Source organism: Atopobacter sp. AH10 (assembly GCF_003664595.1).
GTDB lineage: Bacteria > Bacillota > Bacilli > Lactobacillales > Aerococcaceae > Atopobacter.
In genome coordinates, this window is record NZ_QXPZ01000054.1 from 26,586 (window position 1) to 48,782 (window position 22,197).

At 39.2% G+C, this 22,197-nt stretch carries 22 protein-coding genes; 20 read left to right on the top strand and 2 right to left on the bottom strand.

Annotation, left to right across the window (positions count from 1 at the left end; genetic code table 11):
* Positions 1-687 precede the first annotated feature (687 nt).
* The 16 genes from rpsU to D3H64_RS09595 all read left to right on the top strand — a co-directional run bounded on the left by rpsU (position 688) and on the right by D3H64_RS09595 (position 16,550).
* On the top strand, positions 688-861 hold the full coding sequence (gene rpsU / locus D3H64_RS09520; protein ID WP_121565986.1) for a 30S ribosomal protein S21: 174 nt from the start codon (positions 688-690) through the stop codon (positions 859-861).
* A 175-nt stretch (positions 862-1,036) separates the two neighbouring features.
* A complete protein-coding gene (locus D3H64_RS09525) occupies positions 1,037-1,483 on the top strand; it encodes a GatB/YqeY domain-containing protein (RefSeq protein WP_121565987.1) in 447 nt (148 codons plus the stop codon).
* Between the two features lie 33 nt (positions 1,484-1,516).
* Complete coding sequence (locus D3H64_RS09530) at positions 1,517-2,485, top strand: PhoH family protein (RefSeq protein ID WP_121565988.1); 969 nt, start codon at positions 1,517-1,519, stop codon at positions 2,483-2,485.
* Positions 2,475-2,951, top strand: a complete 477-nt coding sequence (gene ybeY, locus D3H64_RS09535; RefSeq protein ID WP_121565989.1) for an rRNA maturation RNase YbeY — start codon at positions 2,475-2,477, stop codon at positions 2,949-2,951. Before D3H64_RS09530 ends, ybeY begins: the two co-directional genes overlap by 11 nt.
* Positions 2,929-3,327 carry a diacylglycerol kinase family protein gene (locus tag D3H64_RS09540; RefSeq protein ID WP_121565990.1) on the top strand — a complete coding sequence of 133 codons (399 nt, stop codon included), beginning with the start codon at positions 2,929-2,931 and terminating at the stop codon, positions 3,325-3,327. The genes ybeY and D3H64_RS09540 overlap by 23 nt, the downstream gene beginning before the upstream one ends.
* A gap of 21 nt (positions 3,328-3,348) precedes the next feature.
* A complete protein-coding gene (gene era, locus D3H64_RS09545) occupies positions 3,349-4,251 on the top strand; it encodes a GTPase Era (RefSeq protein WP_121565991.1) in 903 nt (300 codons plus the stop codon).
* Positions 4,252-5,052: a DNA repair protein RecO gene (recO, locus tag D3H64_RS09550; protein ID WP_121565992.1), complete on the top strand. Its 801-nt coding sequence runs from the start codon at positions 4,252-4,254 to the stop codon at positions 5,050-5,052.
* Positions 5,053-5,343: 291 nt separating this feature from the next.
* Positions 5,344-5,583, top strand: a complete 240-nt coding sequence (locus D3H64_RS09555) for a hypothetical protein (protein WP_121565993.1) — start codon at positions 5,344-5,346, stop codon at positions 5,581-5,583.
* An 11-nt stretch (positions 5,584-5,594) separates the two neighbouring features.
* Positions 5,595-6,509, top strand: coding sequence for a glycine--tRNA ligase subunit alpha (gene glyQ, locus D3H64_RS09560; protein ID WP_121565994.1), 915 nt, complete (start codon positions 5,595-5,597; stop codon positions 6,507-6,509).
* Positions 6,509-8,554 carry a glycine--tRNA ligase subunit beta gene (gene glyS / locus D3H64_RS09565; protein WP_121565995.1) on the top strand — a complete coding sequence of 682 codons (2,046 nt, stop codon included), beginning with the start codon at positions 6,509-6,511 and terminating at the stop codon, positions 8,552-8,554. The genes glyQ and glyS overlap by 1 nt, the downstream gene beginning before the upstream one ends.
* 10 nt (positions 8,555-8,564) lie before the next feature.
* On the top strand, positions 8,565-9,860 hold the full coding sequence (obgE, locus tag D3H64_RS09570) for a GTPase ObgE (RefSeq protein ID WP_121565996.1): 1,296 nt from the start codon (positions 8,565-8,567) through the stop codon (positions 9,858-9,860).
* Positions 9,861-9,872: 12 nt separating this feature from the next.
* Positions 9,873-11,936 carry an acyltransferase family protein gene (locus D3H64_RS09575; RefSeq protein ID WP_121565997.1) on the top strand — a complete coding sequence of 688 codons (2,064 nt, stop codon included), beginning with the start codon at positions 9,873-9,875 and terminating at the stop codon, positions 11,934-11,936.
* Between the two features lie 97 nt (positions 11,937-12,033).
* Positions 12,034-12,969: a ribonuclease Z gene (gene rnz, locus D3H64_RS09580; protein ID WP_121565998.1), complete on the top strand. Its 936-nt coding sequence runs from the start codon at positions 12,034-12,036 to the stop codon at positions 12,967-12,969.
* A complete protein-coding gene (locus D3H64_RS09585) occupies positions 12,962-13,741 on the top strand; it encodes an SDR family oxidoreductase (protein WP_121565999.1) in 780 nt (259 codons plus the stop codon). The genes rnz and D3H64_RS09585 overlap by 8 nt, the downstream gene beginning before the upstream one ends.
* 11 nt (positions 13,742-13,752) lie before the next feature.
* Entirely contained in the window at positions 13,753-16,035 is a 2,283-nt protein-coding gene (recJ, locus tag D3H64_RS09590; protein ID WP_121566000.1) for a single-stranded-DNA-specific exonuclease RecJ, read from the top strand.
* A 2-nt stretch (positions 16,036-16,037) separates the two neighbouring features.
* A complete protein-coding gene (locus D3H64_RS09595) occupies positions 16,038-16,550 on the top strand; it encodes an adenine phosphoribosyltransferase (RefSeq protein ID WP_121566001.1) in 513 nt (170 codons plus the stop codon).
* Between the two features lie 91 nt (positions 16,551-16,641).
* Here D3H64_RS09595 and lexA read toward each other — a convergent pair whose 3' ends face one another.
* Positions 16,642-17,262 carry a transcriptional repressor LexA gene (lexA, locus tag D3H64_RS09600; protein WP_121566002.1) on the bottom strand — a complete coding sequence of 207 codons (621 nt, stop codon included), beginning with the start codon at positions 17,260-17,262 and terminating at the stop codon, positions 16,642-16,644.
* Positions 17,263-17,431: 169 nt separating this feature from the next.
* On the opposite strand from lexA, the gene D3H64_RS09605 reads away from it, so the two are divergent.
* The 3 genes from D3H64_RS09605 (at position 17,432) to D3H64_RS09615 (ending at position 19,987) form a co-directional block, all read left to right on the top strand.
* Positions 17,432-17,686 carry a DUF896 domain-containing protein gene (locus D3H64_RS09605; protein ID WP_121566003.1) on the top strand — a complete coding sequence of 85 codons (255 nt, stop codon included), beginning with the start codon at positions 17,432-17,434 and terminating at the stop codon, positions 17,684-17,686.
* Positions 17,686-19,686, top strand: a complete 2,001-nt coding sequence (gene tkt, locus D3H64_RS09610; protein ID WP_121566004.1) for a transketolase — start codon at positions 17,686-17,688, stop codon at positions 19,684-19,686. The genes D3H64_RS09605 and tkt overlap by 1 nt, the downstream gene beginning before the upstream one ends.
* Positions 19,687-19,753: 67 nt before the next feature.
* Positions 19,754-19,987 carry a YneF family protein gene (locus tag D3H64_RS09615; protein WP_121566005.1) on the top strand — a complete coding sequence of 78 codons (234 nt, stop codon included), beginning with the start codon at positions 19,754-19,756 and terminating at the stop codon, positions 19,985-19,987.
* 167 nt (positions 19,988-20,154) lie between these two features.
* Here D3H64_RS09615 and D3H64_RS09620 read toward each other — a convergent pair whose 3' ends face one another.
* Entirely contained in the window at positions 20,155-20,742 is a 588-nt protein-coding gene (locus tag D3H64_RS09620) for a 1-acyl-sn-glycerol-3-phosphate acyltransferase (protein WP_121566006.1), read from the bottom strand.
* Positions 20,743-20,842: 100 nt separating this feature from the next.
* Between D3H64_RS09620 and D3H64_RS09625 the strand changes: the two genes are divergently transcribed.
* On the top strand, positions 20,843-22,174 hold the full coding sequence (locus tag D3H64_RS09625; protein WP_121566007.1) for a hypothetical protein: 1,332 nt from the start codon (positions 20,843-20,845) through the stop codon (positions 22,172-22,174).
* The last annotated feature ends 23 nt before the right edge of the window (positions 22,175-22,197 follow it).

The window sequence follows — 22,197 nt, forward strand, 5'->3', positions numbered from 1 at the left end:
TCATATCTAACTTGTTAACCTTCATTATTGCCTATATGAAAGAACTACGATTGAGTTTCTGTGTTTCTATAAAAAAGATACCCCCTTTTACTTTTAGTGAGGGGGTATCTTTTTTTGGTGGAGCAGTAAGTTTTTAGCTAAGTTAGACATTCTAGAAGGTGAAATGCATTAACTTACTTGGTAACCTAAATTTCCCCAAAGTTGTCTATCGTTTCTTTTGAGCCTTGGATAAATTTTTTGAGGGATTTAGAATAAAATAAGAGATGCAAACATTTTCTAGGTAAAAGATTCGTCAACTTTTTTGATAAGTCTCATATGAGAGGATCTACCCATTCTTCAAGCTTGAATGAGGTGCAATGCTTACCTTAAATATAAAAAAGTTTAGTTGATGAGTTTATTGCTTTTTTTTAAGTAAATGATAGAGATAAAAATTAGCTAAAAAGCATAGGAAAAACAAATGATAAAAAGTGGGGATCTTTTATTAAGAACGGAAAAAGCCTCTATTATAAGCTTTTTTGAAAGATAAGTAGGATGGCAAAAATGGGAATTAGGACTTAGCTTTTTCTGATCTGGTATTGACCACTAGGAACATATTAGCTATAATGTGAAAAGAACATTTGTTAGATCGACCAATCGTTGAATGGTCCTGCAAGCGTTACTTTAACTACACGGAGGGAGGGAAACATCATGTCAAAAACGATTGTTCGTAAGAATGAGTCGCTTGACGACGCTCTTCGCCGTTTTAAACGTAATGTCTCAAAATCTGGAACTTTAAGAGAAGCGCGTAAACGCGAATATTACGAAAAACCAAGTGTGCGCCGTAAGAAAAAATCTGAAGCAGCACGCAAGCGTAAACATTAATAAATGAAATCCCCTAGATTCCTAGGGGTTTTTTTGTGCAAATAGCTGGTAAACTTGTGATAGTTTACGGAAAGCTTTTTTATTTATTGCAGCTTTAGTCCTAAAGGGTAAGGGACTTAAGCTTGAGAATGTAGTGATAAATAGCGTATAATGTGGAAAGAAAGGGGTAATGACCATGAGTCTCAAAGATACCTTAATGACAGATTTAAAACTAGCGATGAAAGCTAAAGACAAGGACCGTTTAAATGTGATTCGCTTGTTGAAGACAGCAGTTCAAATGGCGGAAATTGATAAGGGTAGTGAATTAGACCACTCGGATGAATTAACAATTCTGTCCAGAGAATTAAAACAAAGAAAGGAATCCTTGGCAGAATTTGAAAAAGCTGCTCGTGAGGATTTGATTGCATCTATCAAAAAAGAAATTGAAATTGTTGAATCTTATATGCCTAAGCAATTGTCAGAGGACGAGATTGAAAGTAAATTAAAAGAATTGATGGAGCAATTAAATGCTCATAGTAAAAAGGATTTTGGACGCTTAATGGGTGCGTCTACAAAGGCAATGAAGGGACAAGCTGATGGGAATAAAATCCAACTTGTCTTGAAGAGATTGTTAGAAGAATAACAGCTAGATTTAAAATAGAAATGAGGTTAGGGATTGCAAGAAGCAGAAAACGTTAAGCTTGAATTTCATCACCCGGAACTTTTACCAGCGTTGTTTGGGGTAGGGGATAAACATATCCAGCTGATTGAAGAGGCTCTTTCGGTTGATTTATTGATTCGGGACACGATCCTCTCAATTCAAGGAGACCATGAGCAGGCTATTCTGGCTCGTCATGTACTTAGAGCTTTGGAAGAAGTTTTGTTGAGTGGGCATCCCTTGACGCCTACTGACGTGTTAACAGCTTTGAATATGGCTCAACATGGGACGATAGAACTTTTTATTAGCCTATATAGAACAGAAATAGGCCGGACGGTTGATGGAAAAGCTATTCGTCCTAAGTCGATTAATCAAGAACGCTATGTTAAAGCTATTCAAAAAAAGGATTTGGTCATTGGTGAAGGGCCGGCAGGGACAGGGAAGACTTTTTTGGCGGTAGTTCTTGCTGTTACTTATCTCAAAAAAGGTTTGGTCAAGAAGATTATCCTTACCCGTCCTGCAGTTGAAGCAGGGGAAAATCTAGGTTTTTTGCCGGGAGATCTAAAAGAAAAAGTCGATCCTTATTTAAGACCTTTATATGATGCACTTTATGCCGTATACGGTGTGGATCATACGGAGCGTTTGTTAGAAAGAGGGATTATTGAAGTAGCGCCTCTAGCCTACATGAGAGGACGTACCTTGAATGATGCTTTCATTATTTTGGATGAAGCCCAAAATACTACTCCTTCGCAAATGAGAATGTTCCTGACTCGGCTTGGTTTTGGATCAAAGATGGTTGTCAATGGAGATACAACACAAATTGACCTGCCTAAAGGGATTAAAAGTGGGTTAATCGATGCGAAGGAAAAACTACACTCCCTATCACATGTATCTATTGTTGAACTAGAAGCTGTCGATGTGGTTAGACATCCGCTAGTAGCTGAAATTATAAAGGCTTATGCCCAAGGAGAAAAAGATGAACACTGATTTTTTTGATGAAACAAATGAGTTAGATTCCTCTCTAAAAGAGCTTATTTTAGGGGTGTTGGAATTAGCAGCCAAGCATCTAAAATTAAAAGCTAATGCAGAATGTTCGGTGACTATTGTTTCGGCAGAACGTATTCATGAAATTAACCGAGATTATCGCCACATTGATCGGGTAACAGATGTTATTTCTTTCGCTTTAGATGATACTTTGGAAGAAGAAGGGCCTATTATTGTGGACGATTCCATTACAGACTATCCCCATCATTATGGCGACATTATCATTTGCTTAGAAAGGGCTAAGGAGCAAGCTGAAGCTTATGGACACTCCATAGAAAGAGAATTAGGCTTTTTAGCTTGCCATGGTTTCCTTCACTTGATGGGCTATGACCATCAAACAGAGGAAGAAGAAAAGGTAATGTTTGGCCTTCAAAGAGTGATTTTGGATGAATATGGACTCAAAAAATAAGACCAAGCCCTCCCAGTATAAGAATTCTTCGTATATCGAAGCGGTTAGTCATGCTTTAGATGGCATAAAAGTTTTATTGAAAGAGGAAGCTAATCTTCGCTTTCATTTTATCGTGGCTATTCTAGTGGTTCTTTTAGGTTTTTATGTCCATTTATCGAGAATGGATTGGCTTTTTCTTGTCCTCGCACTAATTTTAGTGATTGTCATGGAGTGTCTGAACTCTATGGTCGAACGTTTAACCGACCTAGTGGTTAATGATTGTTATCATCCTTTAGCCAAAGTGGTTAAAGATGTAGCTGCTGGGGTAGTTCTTTTGACTTGTATCGGGGTGGCAGTCATAGGCGTTTTACTGTTCACCCCTTATATTTTTAAGTAAATAAAGAAAGGAAGATGCCATATCGGAGCTTTTCATTCAGGATTTGTTTCTATTGTTGGGCGACCTAATGTTGGGAAATCAACATTAATGAATCAATTTTTAGGCCAAAAAGTAGCCATTATGTCCGATGTCGCTCAAACAACCCGTAATAAGGTTCATGGAGTTTATACCGACAAGGATCACCAAGTAGTTTTTATAGATACACCTGGGATTCATAAACCTAAACATCAATTAGGAGAATTCATGGTTCAATCAGCCTATAGTTCCCTTAATGAAGTCGATTTAGTATGCTTTTTAAGTATTGTGACTCAAAAGTTAGGGCCGGGAGATCAATTTATTTTAGAGAAGTTAAAGGGACTGAAAACACCAGTTTATCTTGTGGTAAATAAGATAGATCAAGTTACGCCTGAAGAACTTTTAGACCATGTCAATAGCTATAAAGATCTTTTCCCTTTCAAAGAAATTGTTCCAGTATCTGCTCTTAATGGCAACAATGTGGACCATCTCCTGGACTTGATTAAAAATGAAATGCCGGCCGGTCCGCAATATTATCCGAAGAATCAAGTGACGGATCACCCAGAATATTTTATTGTAAGTGAGTTTATTCGGGAGAAAATTATTGCCCATACCCGTGAAGAGGTCCCTCATTCGGTAGCGGTTCAAGTAGAGTCCATGCAAAAGAATGAACAAGGTATCGTCGATGTTCATGCGACCATTTACATCGAAAGATCTAGTCAAAAGGGGATTATCATCGGGAAGAATGGTCAAATGCTTAAGCGTATTGGCACAGAGGCTAGAGAGGATATTGAGCGCTTATTAGCTAGTCGTGTTTTCTTGAATCTTTGGGTGAAAGTGAAAGCCAAATGGCGGGATAGTCAGAGTTTCTTAGATGAATTTGGCTATGCTAAAGGAGATTATGAGTAGGTGACTCAATTTAACCAATCTTTTCATGGTCTTGTGCTATCTGTCAATCCACACAAAGAAAAAGATGCTTTAGTGAAGATCTTGACAAAAGAATATGGGAAACGCACTTTTTTTGTCCGTCGTTTAAAACAGGCAAACCATCCCTTATCGTCTAGTTTGCAGCTTGGCGTGTATTCCAGCTTTTTGGGGGATATAAATCAAAAGGGCTTAAGTTTTTTAAGGGACGCTAGTGTGAAAGAAAATTTTAGTGGAGCTCGTTTCGATCCTAATCGCTCAGCTTATCTCACTTATTTTTTAAATCTTGTGGATGCTTCAGACTTAGATGGTCAATCAAGTCCGAAAACTTTCGAGCGCTTACTGGCTTGCCTAGAGCAACTCGAGAAAGGACAAGTTGGAAAAGTTTTGCAAGTAGCTTTGGAATGGCAGATGTTAGAAACTTTTGGCTTGGGTTTTTCTTTTAAAAGGTCAGCTGTTAGTGGCCTTGTATTGAATGGCGATGATTTAACTTTTTCCTTATCTCCCTTAGGCTTTTCCTTCTATAATGAGCTATCAGCAGGCAGTTGTTTATTATCTAAACCGGCTGCAAGGTTATCTTGGCTATTAGGGCAAGCCCCTATTCATCGCTTAAGGAAAGTGGAGGTAGAGGACATCCTTTTAGACGAAGGATTAAAAGTTTTGGGGATTATTTACAGTGAATATGCAGGGTTAAATCTTAAAAGCAGACGCTATTTAAAGAAAATGGACGATTGGCTCAAGAAAGATTTTTCTGTATGGGCAAATAGAGGAGAAAAGCAGGAGTAAGACTATTTTGATGATAAATGGGAGGGAAAATGCTTGGATAAAGCTTGCATTTTCCCTTTAACTTACCTAAAATAATGGGTAGAAACAACTTTAAGCGAGTCGGGATGGTGGAAGCCGATAGTTGGTATTTGGCGCAAGAAAATATGATGTGAATAATGAGAGCTGTCATTGACAGAAATAGGGTGGAACCGCGAGAAATCGTCCCTGTGTCGTATAGACCATGACGATTGTTTGCAGTTCTTTTTCTTTTCTTTAGAGTTTTTATTGAGTCATTGAATGTGGGAGGTTATGATGAACGAAGCGGTTATTATTCCAGTTGATCAATTCAAAAAAGGTGAATTACAAGTTGTTTGCCTGAGTCCAGTAGAAGTTACCGTAGTTTTGAAAGATAAGAGTCAAGAGACTTTTAGAACAGAAGCTAAAACAAGCCACTATAGCTTGAAGCATTCCTTAGAAGAAATTGAACAGGTAGAAGTTAAGACTATAGAAGGTTTACAATACGAATTTTTACCCGCTATCAAGGCGTTGTAGGAGGAAATAGAATGAATCAGCCAAAAACATTTCAAGAAGTCATTCAAAAATTACAGGCTTTCTGGGGCAAACAAGGGTGTTTACTCCTTAACAGTTATGATGTAGAAAAAGGTGCGGGAACGATGAGTCCATATACTTTTTTAAGAGCTATTGGGCCAGAACCTTGGGCAGCTTGCTATGTTGAACCGAGTCGTCGTCCGGCAGATGGTCGATATGGGGAAAATCCTAACCGTTTATTTCAACACCACCAATTCCAAGTAGTGATTAAGCCTAATCCAAGTAATATTCAAGAACTTTATTTAAAAAGTTTGGAAGAAATAGGTATTAGTACCAAGGAACATGATATCCGCTTTGTGGAAGACAATTGGGAAAATCCTTCCATGGGTTGTGCCGGTGTGGGATGGGAAGTTTGGCTAGATGGGATGGAAGTTACCCAGTTTACTTATTTCCAACAAGTAGGTGGATTAGCTTGCCAACCGGTTACTAGTGAGTTGACTTATGGTTTAGAACGTTTATGTTCCTATATTCAATCTGTTGATAGTGTATATGATATTGAATGGACCAAGGGTGTTAAATATGGAGATATTTTCTTCCAACCTGAAAAAGAACATTCAACCTATGCATTTGAAAAGAGCAATATTGACTATTTAAGACGTTGGTTTGATGAATATGAGGCAGAAGCACTAAAATTAATTGAACTTGGTATCGTTCATCCAGCCTATGATTATGTTTTAAAATGTTCTCATAGTTTTAACCTTCTAGATGCTCGTGGCGTCGTTTCTGTGTCAGAAAGAGCCCTTTATTTAAAACGAGTTCGTTCTATGGCAAGAGCTATCGCTAAGGCCTTTGTGAAAGAGAGAGAGGCGCTAGGATATCCTTTATTAAAAGGAAAAGAAGCAAGTGAAAGCCTTAAGGAGGAAGACTAATGCATCAATTTTTACTTGAATGTGGTTTAGAAGAAATGCCATCATCGGTTATCGTGCCAGCAATGGAGCAATTGGATCAATTGGTTCGGCAAACATTAGATGATGAAGGGGTTCAATTTGAAAGTATTGAGCATTTTTCAACCCCAAGACGTTTAGCTATTCGGATTAATGGTTTACCTGATCGCCAAAAGGATAAAGTAGTCAAACATAAAGGACCAAGTTACCGGATTGCCTACCAAGAAGGACAGGGATGGACTAAAGCTGCCCAAGGTTTTGTTAGGGGTAAGGGGGCTAGTCTAGAGGATATCATTGTTGAAAAAGTTGGCGATGAGGACTATATTTTTGTCGAAGAAAAAATCGAAGGGAAGTCTATAGAAAGTATTGTCTCTCATTTTGCCGAACTTATAGAAAAGATTAAATACCCTGTTTCAATGCATTGGGGCACACATACTTATGAATATATAAGGCCAGTTCACTGGTTAGTAGCCCTTTTAGATGATCAAGTCATCCCTATGCAAGTGTTTGATATTCAGTCTGATCGTAAAACAAGAGGGCATCGTTTCTTCGGGCATGAGGTATCTTTAAATCACTCCAAAGATTATGAAGAGCTTCTAAGAGATCAACATGTGATTGCTGATAGAGCAGAACGCCAGTTGATGATTCGACAACAATTAAGTCAATTGACTGAAGAAAAGGGTATGCGTCTAGAGGAAGATCAAGAGCTATTAGATGAAGTGACTGATCTTGTTGAATATCCTCAAGCTATTATGGGGGATTTTTCTGACAAATATTTGCGTATCCCTGATGAAGTTTTAATCACAACGATGAAAGATCACCAACGTTTCTTTGCGGTTAGGGATCAAAAAGGAGCCTTGTTGCCACACTTTGTGACTTTCGCCAATGGTAGTAAAGTATCCATTGATTTAGTTCGAAAGGGAAATGAAAAAGTGCTGGTGGCTCGTCTTGAAGATGCTCTCTTTTTCTATCAAGAAGATATGAATAAATCCATTGATTTCTTTAATCAAGGACTTGAAAAATTATTGGTGCACCGTTTAATCGGGACGATGGCCGAAAAACAAGTTAGGGTTAGCTCGCTTGTAGAAAGTTTCTCCAAGCAAGTCAACTTGTCAGGGGAAGAACAAGATAAACTAAAACGAGCGGCAAGTATTTATAAATTTGATTTGATTAGCCAAACTGTACAAGAATTACCTGAACTACAAGGTAAAATAGGGGGAGACTTAGCGCTTTATTTTGGGGAAGACCCTCTAGTTGCTCTTTCTATTAGAGAGCAATATCTGCCTACAGGGGCATCCAGTCAATTACCAAGTCATGCTGTTTCGGCCGCTTTAGCCTTTCTAGATAAATTGGATAGTATTATTACTTTCTTTAAAGCAGGCTTAAAACCTTCTAGTTCTAATGATCCATACGGCTTGCGTCGCCAAGCTAATGGGATGGTAGATATCTTGATTGATCAAAGATGGTCTATCGATTGGAATGAGTTGTTTTTAAATATGGCAGAACTTTATCATTTAAGCGATGAAGAAGTTGAAGAAGTGTTCCATTTCTTGCTCGACCGCTTGGCTTATAAGTTGGGAGATCAAGGGGTTCGTGATGATGTCATCGCTGCCGTTAAGGAAGCTCATCCAACAGATTTTGTTCGGATGTATGAAGCGGCTCATGCCCTTCAAAACGATTTTATTAAAGAAGAATTTAAAGTGATAGTAGAAAATCTCAGTCGTGTTAGTCGCCTTTTGAAAAAAACAGAAGAGGAAGGTAAAAAGATAGGAGAGGTGAATCCAAGTCTCTTTGAGAGCAAGAGCGAAGCTTCCTTAAACAAGTATTTGCTAGAGTTTAAGGCGAGTGACCTTTCTAGTGATTATAGAAGCTTGTGGACTTTGGCACCAATAATCCAATCCTTCTTCGAAGAAAATATGATTATGGTAGATAATCAAGAGGTTCAAGCGAATCGTTTAGGACTTCTTAAAAACTGCCGTCAGCTGATTAAACGAATTGGTGATTTTTCTCTATTACAAGTCAAAAGATAAGGAGAAAAGCATGTCATTTTTTTACGATCGTGCAAAAGTCTTTGTGAGAGGCGGTAAAGGCGGAGATGGAATGGTTGCTTTCCGCCGAGAAAAATATGTTCCTGATGGTGGTCCAGCAGGTGGTGATGGTGGACGTGGTGGCGATGTTGTTTTCCGTGTAGATGATGGCTTACGTACACTGTTAGATTTTCGCTTTAATCCCCATTTTTATGCTGATGCAGGTGAGAATGGTAAGTCTAAGAGCATGTATGGACGTGGAGCGGATGACCTTGTGGTTAGAGTGCCAGCCGGAACGATAGTTAAACGTGAAGAAACCGGAGAAGTGATAGCGGATTTAACTGAACATGGGCAATCAGTTGTTGTCGCAAAGGGCGGTCGTGGCGGACGTGGTAACAAGCGTTTTGCCACTCACGCTAACCCAGCACCAGCCATTGCAGAAAATGGAGAGCCTGGGGAAGAATGGACACTAATTTTGGAATTAAAACTGATTGCGGATGTTGGGTTAGTTGGCTTCCCTTCTGTTGGGAAGTCTACCCTCTTATCCGTTGTATCAGCGGCTAAGCCAAAGATTGCAGACTATCCATTCACTACCTTAACGCCACAATTGGGGATGGTTGAAGTGGCCCCCGGGGAATCATTTGTTATGGCAGACCTGCCTGGCTTGATTGAAGGGGCTTCAGAAGGGGTAGGATTAGGGATGCAATTCCTTCGTCATGTCGAACGTTGCCTTTTATTAGTACATGTGCTCGATATGAGTGGGCAATCATCTAGGGATCCTTTTCATGATTACCAAGTTATCTTAAAAGAGTTAGGGAAATATCATGAGAAGCTTTTGAAACGCCCGATGATTATTTTAGCGAATAAGATGGAAACGCCAGAAGCTCCTGAAACGTTGAAAGTGTTTAAGGATAAATTTAAAGATTGCTATGGCTATGAAGCTGAAGTATTTGAAGCATCTACCTATAAGAAGCAGGGGATTAAGGCTTTCATAGAAGCTGTATACAAATCGTTAAAAGAAGCCGAATTTGTGCCACTGGAAGAAGAGAAAGTAAATGAAGCGCGCTTGTATCAAATAGAGGATGACTTACCATTTACTATTCATCGTGAAAGTGATGGATCGTTTGTCCTTTCCGGTCAAAAAATCGAAAAATTGTATGCCATGACTAACTTTAATCATGATGAAAGCATCCGACGTTTTTCACGTCAGTTACGTGGAATGGGTGTTGATGACGCCTTACGTGAAAAAGGAGCGAGAAACGGAGATCTTGTGCATTTAGTAGACTTTACCTTCGAATTTTTGGACTAGGAGGGATCGTCTATGCAAGATAACAAAAATAAAAGATGGTTATCTTTGGATGGGATTCGAGGCTTAGCTATTTTGAGCATTATTGCCTATCATGTCTCGCCTCATCGTTTTTCAGCAGGATTTTTAGGGGTAGATGCCTTTTTATTCCTTTCTGGATATTTGACTTTACTGGGGTTGAAAAAGCAAGAAGCCCAATCAAAAGGCTTAGCTTTTGGTAAATTAGTGAAGAAGAGGGTGAGAAAAGTATGGCGACCAATGGCTATTTTGTTTATTGGTATACTGGCCTATCTTTTCCTTTTCATTCCCGATTTTCTCTTTAATAGTCGCGCCAATGTCGTAACGTCTCTCTTATTTGTGAGCAATTTCTACCAAATCCATCATGGGGTGAGCTATTTCTCCCAATTTTTAACGCCGAATGTCTTCACTCATCTTTGGTATCTGGCTCTGTATATGCAATTGACCTTAATATTTCCCTTACTTGTTCATTTGCTTTATCAATTAGTGAAAGATAGATCGTATCATCGATGGATCTACTTGGCTTTGGCTATTCTTTCTGCCTTATTAATGGGCATTAAATTTCATCCAGGAGCAGATCCAACCCGTGTTTATTATGGGGCAGATACAAGGGCATTTTCCTTTCTATTGGGGGCTTTTTTAGCCGAAATATGGGACTATAATTCAGAATTAGATGAGCGTTTAAAGGCTAAAAGTAAATTTTTCCCATTCATTTCCCTTGTTACAGCGCTAGCTATTTTGTATTTGTCGATCAATTTGACGGATGCTTCGGCTGTTACCTATCGATTTGGTATGTGGTTTTTCGATTTGCTGTTGATGGGCTTTGTCTTAAGTTTAAGTCAAGATAATCAACTAACGAATCGACTATTAAGGACAAGACCTTTACAATATTTTGCGAGTAGGAGTTTATATCTTTATCTGTGGTATTACCCGATTTTGCTTATTTATGAAAAGAAAATGGGTGCTCTAGAATGGCCAGCATTTTGTCATATAATTTGTCAATCCTTATTTATTGTTGCTTTAGCCGAACTCGCCTATCGTATAGATCAGCGGAAAGTAATGGTGATTTTTAGCAAACGCTTTTGGAAGAAAGTTTATCAATTAGTGAATAAATCTTTCAAGCATGGTCATTTTTACGCTGCGGAAACTTTAGCTGTTTTACTTATTTTGTTCATTCCATCTCTTGCTTTAGCAGGGTTCTTAACTGCGAAATCAGGTCAAGATCCTCGAGCTTTAGCTTTTGAACAAGAATTAAAAGAACAAAAGAAAGATTTAGATAAGTTAAAGCAAGATACATCTAGGAGAGCAGTAAGCAATAAAGTCAAGTCAAAAGCGAAGCAGGATGCCTTTGAAGACTCTGGAAAATCTAAGGATCAAGCACGAACGAGTAAATCATCTAAGAAATCCCATAAGGATCAGTCGACCCCTATTAATCACGTGAAGGGTTTAAGTCGTCATGAACAATTAGTGACTAGTCAATTAGATATTACCTTTTATGGGGATTCAGTATTGCTCGCTAGCCAAGAACCTCTCTTGACTATATTCCCAAAAGCAACAATTAATGGGAAAGTTGGGCGCCAGCTCTATCAAAGTATTGATGATGTGAAGTGGTTGGCTGACCAACAGAAATTAGGCGATGTCGTAGTTTTTCTTTTGGGAACTAATGGAGGATTTTCAGATGATCAGCTAGATCAACTGATCAAAAATGTGGGTAAGCGCCCCGTCTTTTTAGTCAATGTTAGCGAGGATCGTTCTTGGGAAAGCGAGGTCAATCATTCCCTTTATAAAGCTAGCAAGCGCTATAAAAATGTTTATTTAGTCAACTGGAAGAAGATAGCGACTGAGCATCCAGAATACTTCAGAGAAGATTTAGTTCATCCTACTGAAGAAGGGTCTAAAAAATTAGCTATAGAAATTGCTAAACAGATTACTCAAGTCCTAGATAAAAAAGATCAGGGTCACAAAAAGAATAAAGACAAAAAAACGACTAAGAAAAGTAACACATCAAGTAAAAAATCGAGCAAAAAGAAAAGTTCTCTATCGATTAAACCAGCGAATTAGTCGATTAGGAAAAGCTGATCGACAAAAGGACTCATTAGGGAGCTGTTGCCTCTTTAGTGAGTCCATTTGTCTGTTTTAGGGGAATAAAGGAGGGTTTATGGAATTAGAATTTTTAGGTACTGGTGCTGGGGTGCCGTCTAAGCAAAGAAATGTGACCAGCATTGCACTAAAACTCTTAGACGAAAGAAATGAAGTTTGGCTATTTGATTGCGGTGAAGCAACGCAACATCAAATTCTTCACACGACGCTTAAGCCAAGAAAAATAAGTAAAATATTTATCTCCCATCTACATGGGGATCATATTTTTGGCTTGCCTGGATTTTTATCTTCTAGGTCACATCAAGGAGGTGATGAGCCTATTGATTTATATGGGCCAAAAGGACTTAAAGAATATGTTGAAACTAGTTTGAAGTTATCTCAAACGAAAATAGGCTATGCCTTATATTTTCACGAGATTGAGGAAGACGGGCTAATTATGGAAGATGAGAGTTTTAGAGTGCTCGTTAAAAAATTAGCACATTCGGTTCCCTCTTATGGTTATCGCATTGAAGAGAAAGATCAATTGGGGCACTTGGATGCTCAAAAATTGATGGAAGATGGCTTGCCAGCAGGACCACTTTTTGGCCAATTAAAAACAAAAGGGCAAGTAGAGTATGCTGGAAAAACATATAATAGGGAAGATTATCTTAGTCCAGATATCAAAGGACGAATCATTACCATCATTATGGATACCAGATCTTGTCCGTCAGAGAAAATATTGGCTCAGGGAGCTGATATGTTAATTCACGAGGCTACTTTCGGGCTCGATGATACTAAACTTGCTTATCGTTATTTCCATTCTTCCATTCAAGATGTGGCTAGTCTAGCTAAAGAGGTAGGAGTAAAGAATCTATGTTTAACGCATATTAGTTCTAGATATGTTGGCCCTCTCCTCAAAGAATTTATCAAAGAAGCAAAAGCCGCTTTCCCATCTGTGCGAGTTGTTAAAGATTTAGAAATCCTTCCAGTAGAAAGGCGGGAGATTGATGGGTAATAAGTTAAGCGGAAAACGAATTATGATTACAGGAGCTAGTTCAGGTATAGGGAAGGAAATAGCCTTTTTATGCGCCAAAGAGGGGGCTCATTTAATCTTACTTGGCCGAAATCATGAAAGATTAGTGGAGGTCGCTCTAAAGTGTGGAAAAGACTGTGATCTTTTGGAGTCGGACTTGCTTAAGGAAGAAGACGTTAAAAAGATTGCTAAGAAAATAGCTGAAGAAAAGAGATTGGATGTTTTGATTAACTGTGCTGGATTTGGACGAATGGAAGCTTTCGATCAACTTTCAGCAGGAGAAATGGTAGACATGTTTCAGGTGAATGTCTTATCGACCATTTTTTTGACGCAAAAAGCTGTAGAAAAAATGAAGAAACAAGGGTATGGACATGTGATGACGATCGCTTCTCAAGCAGGTAAGATTCCAACACCTAAGTCTTCTATATATTCAGCGACAAAAAGCGCCCTCATTGCCTATCATGATGCCTTACGCTTAGAACTGTATAGGACCCCTATACATATCACAACGGTAAATCCTGGTCCAGTAGATACACCTTTCTTTGATCTAGCAGATAAGTCTGGGATGTATCTAAAACGAATCAAACATTTTGTTCTAAAGCCCGATCAATTGGCTCAAAAAATGCTTAAAGCGATTGGTAGCTCTAAAAGAGAAATCAACCAACCTTTTCTAATGGAATTAGCAGGACGATTCTATCGCCTATTTCCTAAATTGGGAGATTTTATTGTTGTGCATCTTTTTTCGTTTAAATAAGGAGGTAGAGTATGAAGTGGCTGTTGCCAACTCCTTTAAGTGAGGAAGAAAGACAATTTATTGAAAAAACCGCGAAGGAATTGGATATAGATTCAGAACTAATTGCTCTACTCTATAGGAGAGGAATTCGAAAAGAAGAGGAGATGGAGACTTTTTTACATCCATCGTTTAAAGACTACCATGATCCTTTTTTATTACATGACATGGGCAGGGCTATTGAACGCTTGCGGGAAGCTTTAAATAAGGACGAGCCAATTTTGATTTATGGAGACTATGACGCTGATGGCATGACAGCAACTAGTATTGCCTTGGAAGGGTTAGAATCTATTGGAGCGAATGTTCACTACTACCTTCCCAACCGTTTTACAGATGGTTATGGGCCAAACAAAGAAGTGTACAAATATTATATCGATCAAGGTATTCAACTTATTTTAACGGTCGACAATGGCGTGTCCGGTCACGAAGCGATTGCCTATGCGCAGGAACGTGGGGTAGATGTGATTGTCACTGACCACCATGATCTACCGGATGAATTACCCAATGCCTATGCGATTGTCCATCCTAGACACCCTGGCGCACAATATCCTTTTGGAGATTTATGCGGAGCTGGTGTAGCCTTAAAATTAGTTCATGCCTTAACGGGTGAATTCCCAAGTGATCTGGTTGATTTAGCGGCTATTGGGACGATAGCTGACTTAGTGAGTTTAACGGATGAAAATCGATTTATTGTAAAATCTGGTTTAGCCATGATGAATGAGGGGCATCGCTTAGGACTCCAAATTTTGCTTCAGCAATTGCCTCGCCCTCTTGAAGGGCCAATGACTGAACAAACTGTAGCTTTTACAATAGCTCCCCGTCTCAATGCATTAGGACGCCTGAAAGATCCTAATCCTGCTGTTGAATTGTTGACGACTTTTGATGAGGAGAGAGCCAGTGAATTAGCTCAAGAACTGGAGAAAGTCAATCAAGAACGGATGGATTTAGTTAATGAAGCTAGTCAACGTGCCATGGAAATGGTCGGCCAGAACCCTAAAGAAAAAATTCTTGTCGTCTATCAAGCTGATTTTCATCAAGGCATTTTAGGGATAGTTGCCAGTCGTTTGTTGGAACATTATCAACGTCCTGTTATTGTTTTAGGAGACGATAGCAAGGGAGGGAAAATAAAGGGATCTGGTCGTTCTACGCCTTCTATCCATCTTTTCCATCTCCTTCAAAAAGTATCAGATAGTTTGCTCGTTTTTGGTGGACATGCTCAGGCTGCAGGGATGACTCTTGAAAAAAATAAGCTGGAAGAGTTTATCACAGCCTTAGAGGATCAAATGTCAGACCGCTTATTAGAGGAAGCTAGTCAAGAAGTTGATATGCTACTTAGCCCAGATCGCCTGACTGAAGATTTCTATAAGAACTTAAACCGGTTAGCACCTTTTGGATCGCATTTTCCGCTACCCTTACTAGGATTGATGAAAACGAGTATTCATGATGTTAAAGCAATCGGTTCTCAAAAAGAACATTTAAAAGGGAAAGTAGGACCGCTAGCTTTTATTGCTTTTCGATTCGGTAATCAAGAAAAACTTTTGCAAGAATCCGAGGGGCTAAATGTCTTTGGTCATCTTGGACTAAATTATTGGCAAGGGAAAGCTCAAGTCCAACTGCAGGTAAAAGGCTTTGAAAGGATTGGTAAGCGCTGGGTTGATCAACGCAAATCCAAGATTGAATCCTCTTGGCTACATTTAGAGAATACCCTATATGTGATTGAAACAACTCGGATAAAAAATTGGTTACAGCCAAAACTTGGGAATGGGTCATTTGTGACAAGCTATAATGAATTAGATCAAGTAGAAGGTCAATTTGAAAGAGTTGTGTTATTGGAATGTCCACTGGTATCTTTTGAGCATAGAAAGTTATCTTTTTCAATGGCTGATGAAATTTGGCTGATTGCATTTCGCTTTTATCATTACCTCGAAAGAGCTATACCAAGCAAAGAAAAGTTTGCATCCGTTTATCGGCAATTAAAGCCAGGTCAACCACAAGCTATTCAGGATCTGTTAGATAGCGAGCAATTGGAAATGGATGAAGACAAGCTCCGTTTCGTCTTGAAGGTGTTTTCTGAATTAAATTTTGTTATACTAGAAAAGGATCAAGTGACTAGGGCGCTACACCCTAAAGCCATCGACCTAAATCAATCAGAGCTTCTTCAAAAACGTATAGAAGCTGCAAAGGTTGAGCGATTTTTTGCCTATCAACCGCTGAAAACAATTGTATCAACTATTAGCATTAAGAATGAGGATGAGTGAGTATGGATTTCTATCAATATGTGGCTTCGATTCCAGATTATCCAGAAAAAGGAATTATTTTTCGGGATATTACACCATTAATGGCGGATGGGGAAGCTTATCGTAAGGCCACACAAGCAATTGTGGACTATGCTAAAAATAAAGATGTAGAAATGATTGTCGGCCCAGAAGCAAGGGGCTTTATTGTGGGTTGCCCTGTTGCTTATGAATTAGGTGTGGGATTTGCCCCTGCTCGTAAGAAGGGCAAGCTTCCTCGTGAAACTGTCGAAGTAAGTTATGACCTTGAATATGGGCAAGCTTCCTTGAATTTACATAAAGATGCTATCAAAAAGGGACAACGAGTTTTAATTTGTGACGACCTTCTAGCGACGGGAGGAACTATTCAAGCGACAATCGATTTAGTTGAAAGCTTGGGTGGTATCGTTGTCGGCACAGCTTTCTTGATTGAGTTAAAGGATCTCAAGGGGCGTGACCGGATCAAGGGTTATGACATTTTCACCTTAATGGAATATTAGGTCAAAAAAAGAGCCTACGTTGTTTTACGTGGGCTCTTTAACTTTTCTGCAATAGGGTATGGTAGGGTGAAAGAGAAATGGACTATCAGTCTTAGTAGACTCGAGGGCGATAAAGACCGACAACTTTTCCTAAAATTGTCACATGATCTAAAATAATAGGATCTAAAGCGTCATTTTCAGGTTGTAAACGAAAATAACCATCTTCTTTAAAGAAACGTTTGCAAGTGGCTTCATCATTTTCTGTCATAGCGATAACAATATCTCCATTATTAGCGGATGAAGTTTGTTTTACAATCACTTGATCCCCATCTAAAATCCCTGCTTGGATCATGGAAGTTCCTTGGATGGTTAACATAAAAAGTTGGTCATCTTTTGATTGCCATTCACTTGGTTTAGGGAAGTAATCCACGATATTTTGGGTGGCTAAAATAGGTTCCCCTGCTGTTACAGTACCGACTAGGGGAATTTGATCCGATTGAAGGCCAAGTGCTTCGTAGGCTTCAGGCAAAAGTTCGATAGCCCGAGGTTTACTTTTATCTCGAACAATATAGCCATAGTCAGCTAAGCGCGTTAAATGTCCATGAACGGTAGAGGCAGACGATAAACCCACAGCTTCACCGATTTCTCGAACAGTAGGTGGGTACATGCTATCTTGTAAATAGTCGTAAATGAAGTGGAGGATTTCGCGTTGACGATCAGTAAGTTTCTTCATAATAGCCTCACTTTCTAAGTCTCGATCGTATTAGGAATGATTCTATGACTATTATAACTAATAAGCGAAAAGAAAGCAAACAAGTGTTCGATGAAAAGCTATTATTTCCTTATTGTTTTCACAGACTAATATGCTAAACTAAAAGTATTGAAGTTTTGGGGAGGGAACTATGCTAGCAAAGGAAAAACTGGAACGTCTCTCGCAATTGGCTCAGTTGAAAAAAGAGGGCAAATTGACCAAAGAAGAAGAAATCGAGCAGGCAGAACTTCGAAAAGAGTATCTCAGCAAATTCCGTCAATCGATGAGAAATCATATCGAGGGGATTAAGGTTGTCGATAAAGAGGGTCGAGATATTACACCTAAAAAGTTAAAGGCTGTTCAAAAAGAAAAAGGTATTCATCAACGTCATCTGGAGGGAAAATAATGTTTGATCAAACTGATTATTTAGCAGTCAATACCGTAAGAGCATTAAGTATGGATATGATTCAAAAGGCGAATTCTGGCCACCCTGGCTTACCTTTAGGGGCTGCCCCAATGGCCTACACGCTCTGGTCCAAATATTTGAGCGTAGCACCTAAGCATCCAGAATGGGTCAATCGTGATCGCTTTGTTTTATCCGCTGGGCATGGCTCTGCACTTCTCTATAGTTTGTTGCACTTATCTGGATTTAATCTTTCCATTGATGATTTGAAAAACTTCCGTCAATATCAATCTTTAACGCCAGGTCACCCAGAAGTACACCATACAGAAGGTGTAGAAGCTACGACAGGTCCTCTTGGACAAGGTTTAGCAAATGCAGTCGGAATGGCAATGGCAGAAGCTCATATAGGTCAACTGTATAACCGTAAGGATTTTCCAATTATGGATCATTTTACCTATGCCCTTTGTGGCGATGGAGATCTAATGGAGGGGGTTGCCTCTGAAGCGCTTTCTCTAGCAGGACACTTGAAATTGGGTAAATTGATCGTTCTTTATGATTCAAACGATATCAGTTTAGATGGCCCTCTAGATAAGGCATTTAGCGAAGATATGGGGCAAAAGGTTACAGCACTGGGTTGGCAATACCTACGTGTAGAAGATGGAAACAGTTTAGATGAAATTGCTAATGCGATAGAAGAAGGGCAAGCTGATTTGACCCGCCCTACATTGATTGAAGTGAAAACAGTCATTGGCTATGGAGCTCCTTTAGCTGGAACCAATAAAGTGCATGGGGCGCCTTTAGGAGAAGAAGGCGTAGCAGCAACCAGAGAAGCTCTTTCCTATCATTATGATCCATTTGTTGTACCAGAAGAAGTAGCTCATCGTTTTGAAAAATTAATGGTTCATACTGGGGAAGAGGAATACTTAGCTTGGAAGGACTTGTTCGCCCAATATGCAAAAGTTTATCCAGAAGAAGCAAAAGCTTTTGAACTAGCGTTTGCTGGTAAGCTACCAGAAGACCTCAGTGACCATATGCCAAGTTATGACTTAACTGATCCTGCAAAAGCTAGTCGGGTAACTTCTAAAGAAGCTATTCAAGCTCTAAGTCAACAAGTGTCCAGCCTGTGGGGAGGATCAGCTGACTTGTCTTCTTCCAACAATTCTATGATTACAGATGGAGGGGACTTTGACTCCGAGCATTACGATGGCCGTAATATTTGGTATGGCGTTCGTGAATTTGCAATGGGGGCAGCTTTAAATGGTATTTTACTTCACGGAGGTAGCCGGTCCTTTGTTAGCACATTCTTTGTCTTCTCTGATTATTTGAAACCAGCTATTAGGGTAGCTGCATTAAGCCAATTACCAGCTATTTATGTCTTTACTCACGATTCCATTGCAGTGGGTGAAGACGGACCAACTCATGAACCAATCGAGCAATTGGCAGGTTTCCGTGCAATGCCAAATCTGGATACGATTCGTCCAGCTGATGGAAATGAAGTAGCTGCAGCTTGGTTAGCGGCTATTGAAGCGGAAGATCACCCGACCGTTCTAGCTCTTTCTCGTCAAGCATTGCCAGTCCTAGAAGGAAGCAAAGACTTAGCTAAAGAAGGACTTAAACAAGGGGCATATGTTCTTTCTCCTAGCGAAAAAGATCTAGCAGATGGTATTTTAATCGCAACAGGGTCTGAAGTTCATCTAGCTCTTGAAGCTAAGAAGCTTCTTAAAGAAAAAGGGGTAGATGTGTCTGTTGTGTCTATGCCTAGTCAATACCGATTCAAGAAGGCATCTAAAGCATATCAAGAAAGCGTATTGCCTTCTGCTGTTCGCCATAGATTAGCTATTGAAATGGGATCTTCTCTATCTTGGGGTGAGTTTGTAGGCTTAGATGGCGATGTTTTAGCTATTGACCGTTTCGGCAGTTCTGGGTCAGGTTCTACTGTGGTGGAAGCTTATGGCTTTACAGCAGAAAATATTGCTAAACGCTTCTTAGCCTTGAAAGATTAGTCAGCTCTTTTAATATGGAATAAAATTTTGTATAATATTAGTGAGTAGAAGGAATTGAGGGATTTTTATGTCTAATGGAATGTGTGTTTTCTTAGTAATTGTTGCATTGATGGTTGGGGCTGTTTTAGGCTTCTTTGGAGCGCGTCGTTATATGATCAAATATTTCCAAGAACATCCACCAATTGATGAAAATATGTTGCGGACGATCATGATTCAAATGGGTCAAAAGCCTTCAGAGCGGAAGATTCGTCAAATGGCTAATGCCATTAAATTGCAATCTAAGGCCCAAGGGAAGAAATAGTCGGACTCAATTGAATGAATTCTATCTGTGGCTGATTCATGCGCAAGCGAATCAGCCTTCTTTTTTCATCTGGGTGATAGCGCTTAAAGAAAAAAGACAGGCTTTGTTTGCCTGTCTACTGGTCAATTTTAAAATTCCTTGATCTTTTAACGGATTCTTTTGCAATATTACTGAATCAGATGATGGTTTTCGTCAATTTTAGAATACACATCGTCTAGGTGTTTTGCAAAGTTTGCTTGGTCTTCTTTTGATTTAACATAGAAAGGTTTATCGAAAATAACGGTCATTGGTCGTCTGAGTAAAAAATCTTTTAGACTTAATGGCCCATTATAAACGGTTGGAAGGATTGGGCATTTCGATAGTCTAGCAATGCTAGCGGTTCCTCCCTTAATGTCTGAAGCATGACGTGTCCCTGATGGAAAGATGATGAGGGTAGCCTGATCTTCTTTTAATCGTTGGACGGGTATTTTAATAGCTGATGGACCAGGTTTGGCTCGGTTAACTGGGAAAGCTCCCATATTTCTGAGAATAAAGCCCAAGGGTTTAAAGTTAAATAATTCAACTTTTGCCATAGCAGTAATTCTTTTGGGATCAGCTGCTATAGCTACCGCAACCGGATCAAGCCAGGAATGATGGGGAGCTGCAATAATGTAGCCTGCAGATGATGGAATATTTTCTTTTCCAACAACTTTAATGCGACCATTTAATGATAAGACGAGACATTTAAGAATAAATAAGACCACTCGAAAGAACATGTTTAACCTCCATTCTTTACTGAGTAGTCTAGAGGAAAAATGAAGATGAATCAAGTCCTAGGACAAGATTTGTTAAGGAATGGCAGAGGAGGAAGCGATAGTGAAGTGGAATGTATCATCGAAGACCATCGAAGAAGCAAAGCAATTGATAGATGAAGGTCGTTTGCATCATTTACAACCTTTTCATGATGAAGCGGCTTTTCGCTTTCAATGTGTGGATGATCGGCCTTATCAAGTCATTCTAGATGGAACGGGTAAGGAAAAAGATTTCTGCCCATGTGAGGAGTTTAAAGAAAAAGGCTATTGCTGCCATACAGTAGCAGGGGAATTGGTCTTGAGAGATTTAATAGGCACCCGTCTCTGGACAAAAGGATTGGACGAATTAGCTGTTTTTGGTCATAGTCGGTTTAGTCGCCCTCAAACCGAACTGATTCTTCTTCATCAAAATCGTTATGATCATCGGGGGGAAACTGAGGTAAAAAAGGGGAAACTTAGCTTTCTTTTGCATAGCGAGACTGTTCGTTATCAACAAAAAGATGTCTTAGTTTTTTTGATCCATTTATCTTTTTGCCCGAAAAATTATCAACTTTTAGACTGGCTTGATGCGCTTGAAAAAGGTAGAACTGTTAAGGAAGAAGATCGTTTAGCAGAGGATGAAAAAGAGGCTCTTTTAGGTCTGTATCGCTTAATTAAGCATGATGATTTAACAAAAGAAATCGTTTATCAAACGCGTTGGACACAAGATTTAGCCCTGCCATTTATGTCTCTTCAAGAGATATTAGACTGGAAAGAACAGTTTGAGAAAAGGGTTCTTATCAAGTCGGATATTCATTTTCAAAAGGCGACAAATAGCAAATTATTTCATGTCGATATAGGGGAAGAAATTGTCTTAACAGTCAAAAGAACTTTTCGCTTTTCTTTTGAATATGCTGGCTATTTTACGGATGACAAGCATTTTAATCTTCTTTCCAGAGAGCTAGCTTCCTTTTTAGAAGGTTTAGCCAAGTTTTGGCAACTTTTAGATAGAGGGCAAGGCTATTGCTTTCAAAAGGGGAGTCATCGTTCGATTGGGGAAAGTCAAAGTTCTATGGTACAAGCGACCTTTCCTATCTTAGAAAAGCTCGTGGATAAAGAACTGCCTCGATTAAATGACGATCTAGCGATCAATTTGTCTGCAACACGAGAAGATGAATGCATTAAGATAGATGTTTTGTTTGAATATGGGGATGAGATATCTATTCCTATTATCGTTGAAGAGAATCCCTTAAGTTTTTCTATATGGAGAAATCCTGAAGAGAAAACATTTTTTGAACGTTGCCTCAGTTTGGGAGCTGTTTGGAAAAATCAAGCTTTTTATTTTTCAGTCAAAACACAAGCTGATCGCTGGAAATTTATGGTGGATTTTAGAATGAACTTAGCCACTCAATTGTGAAAAAAAAAGACGCCATGTAAATT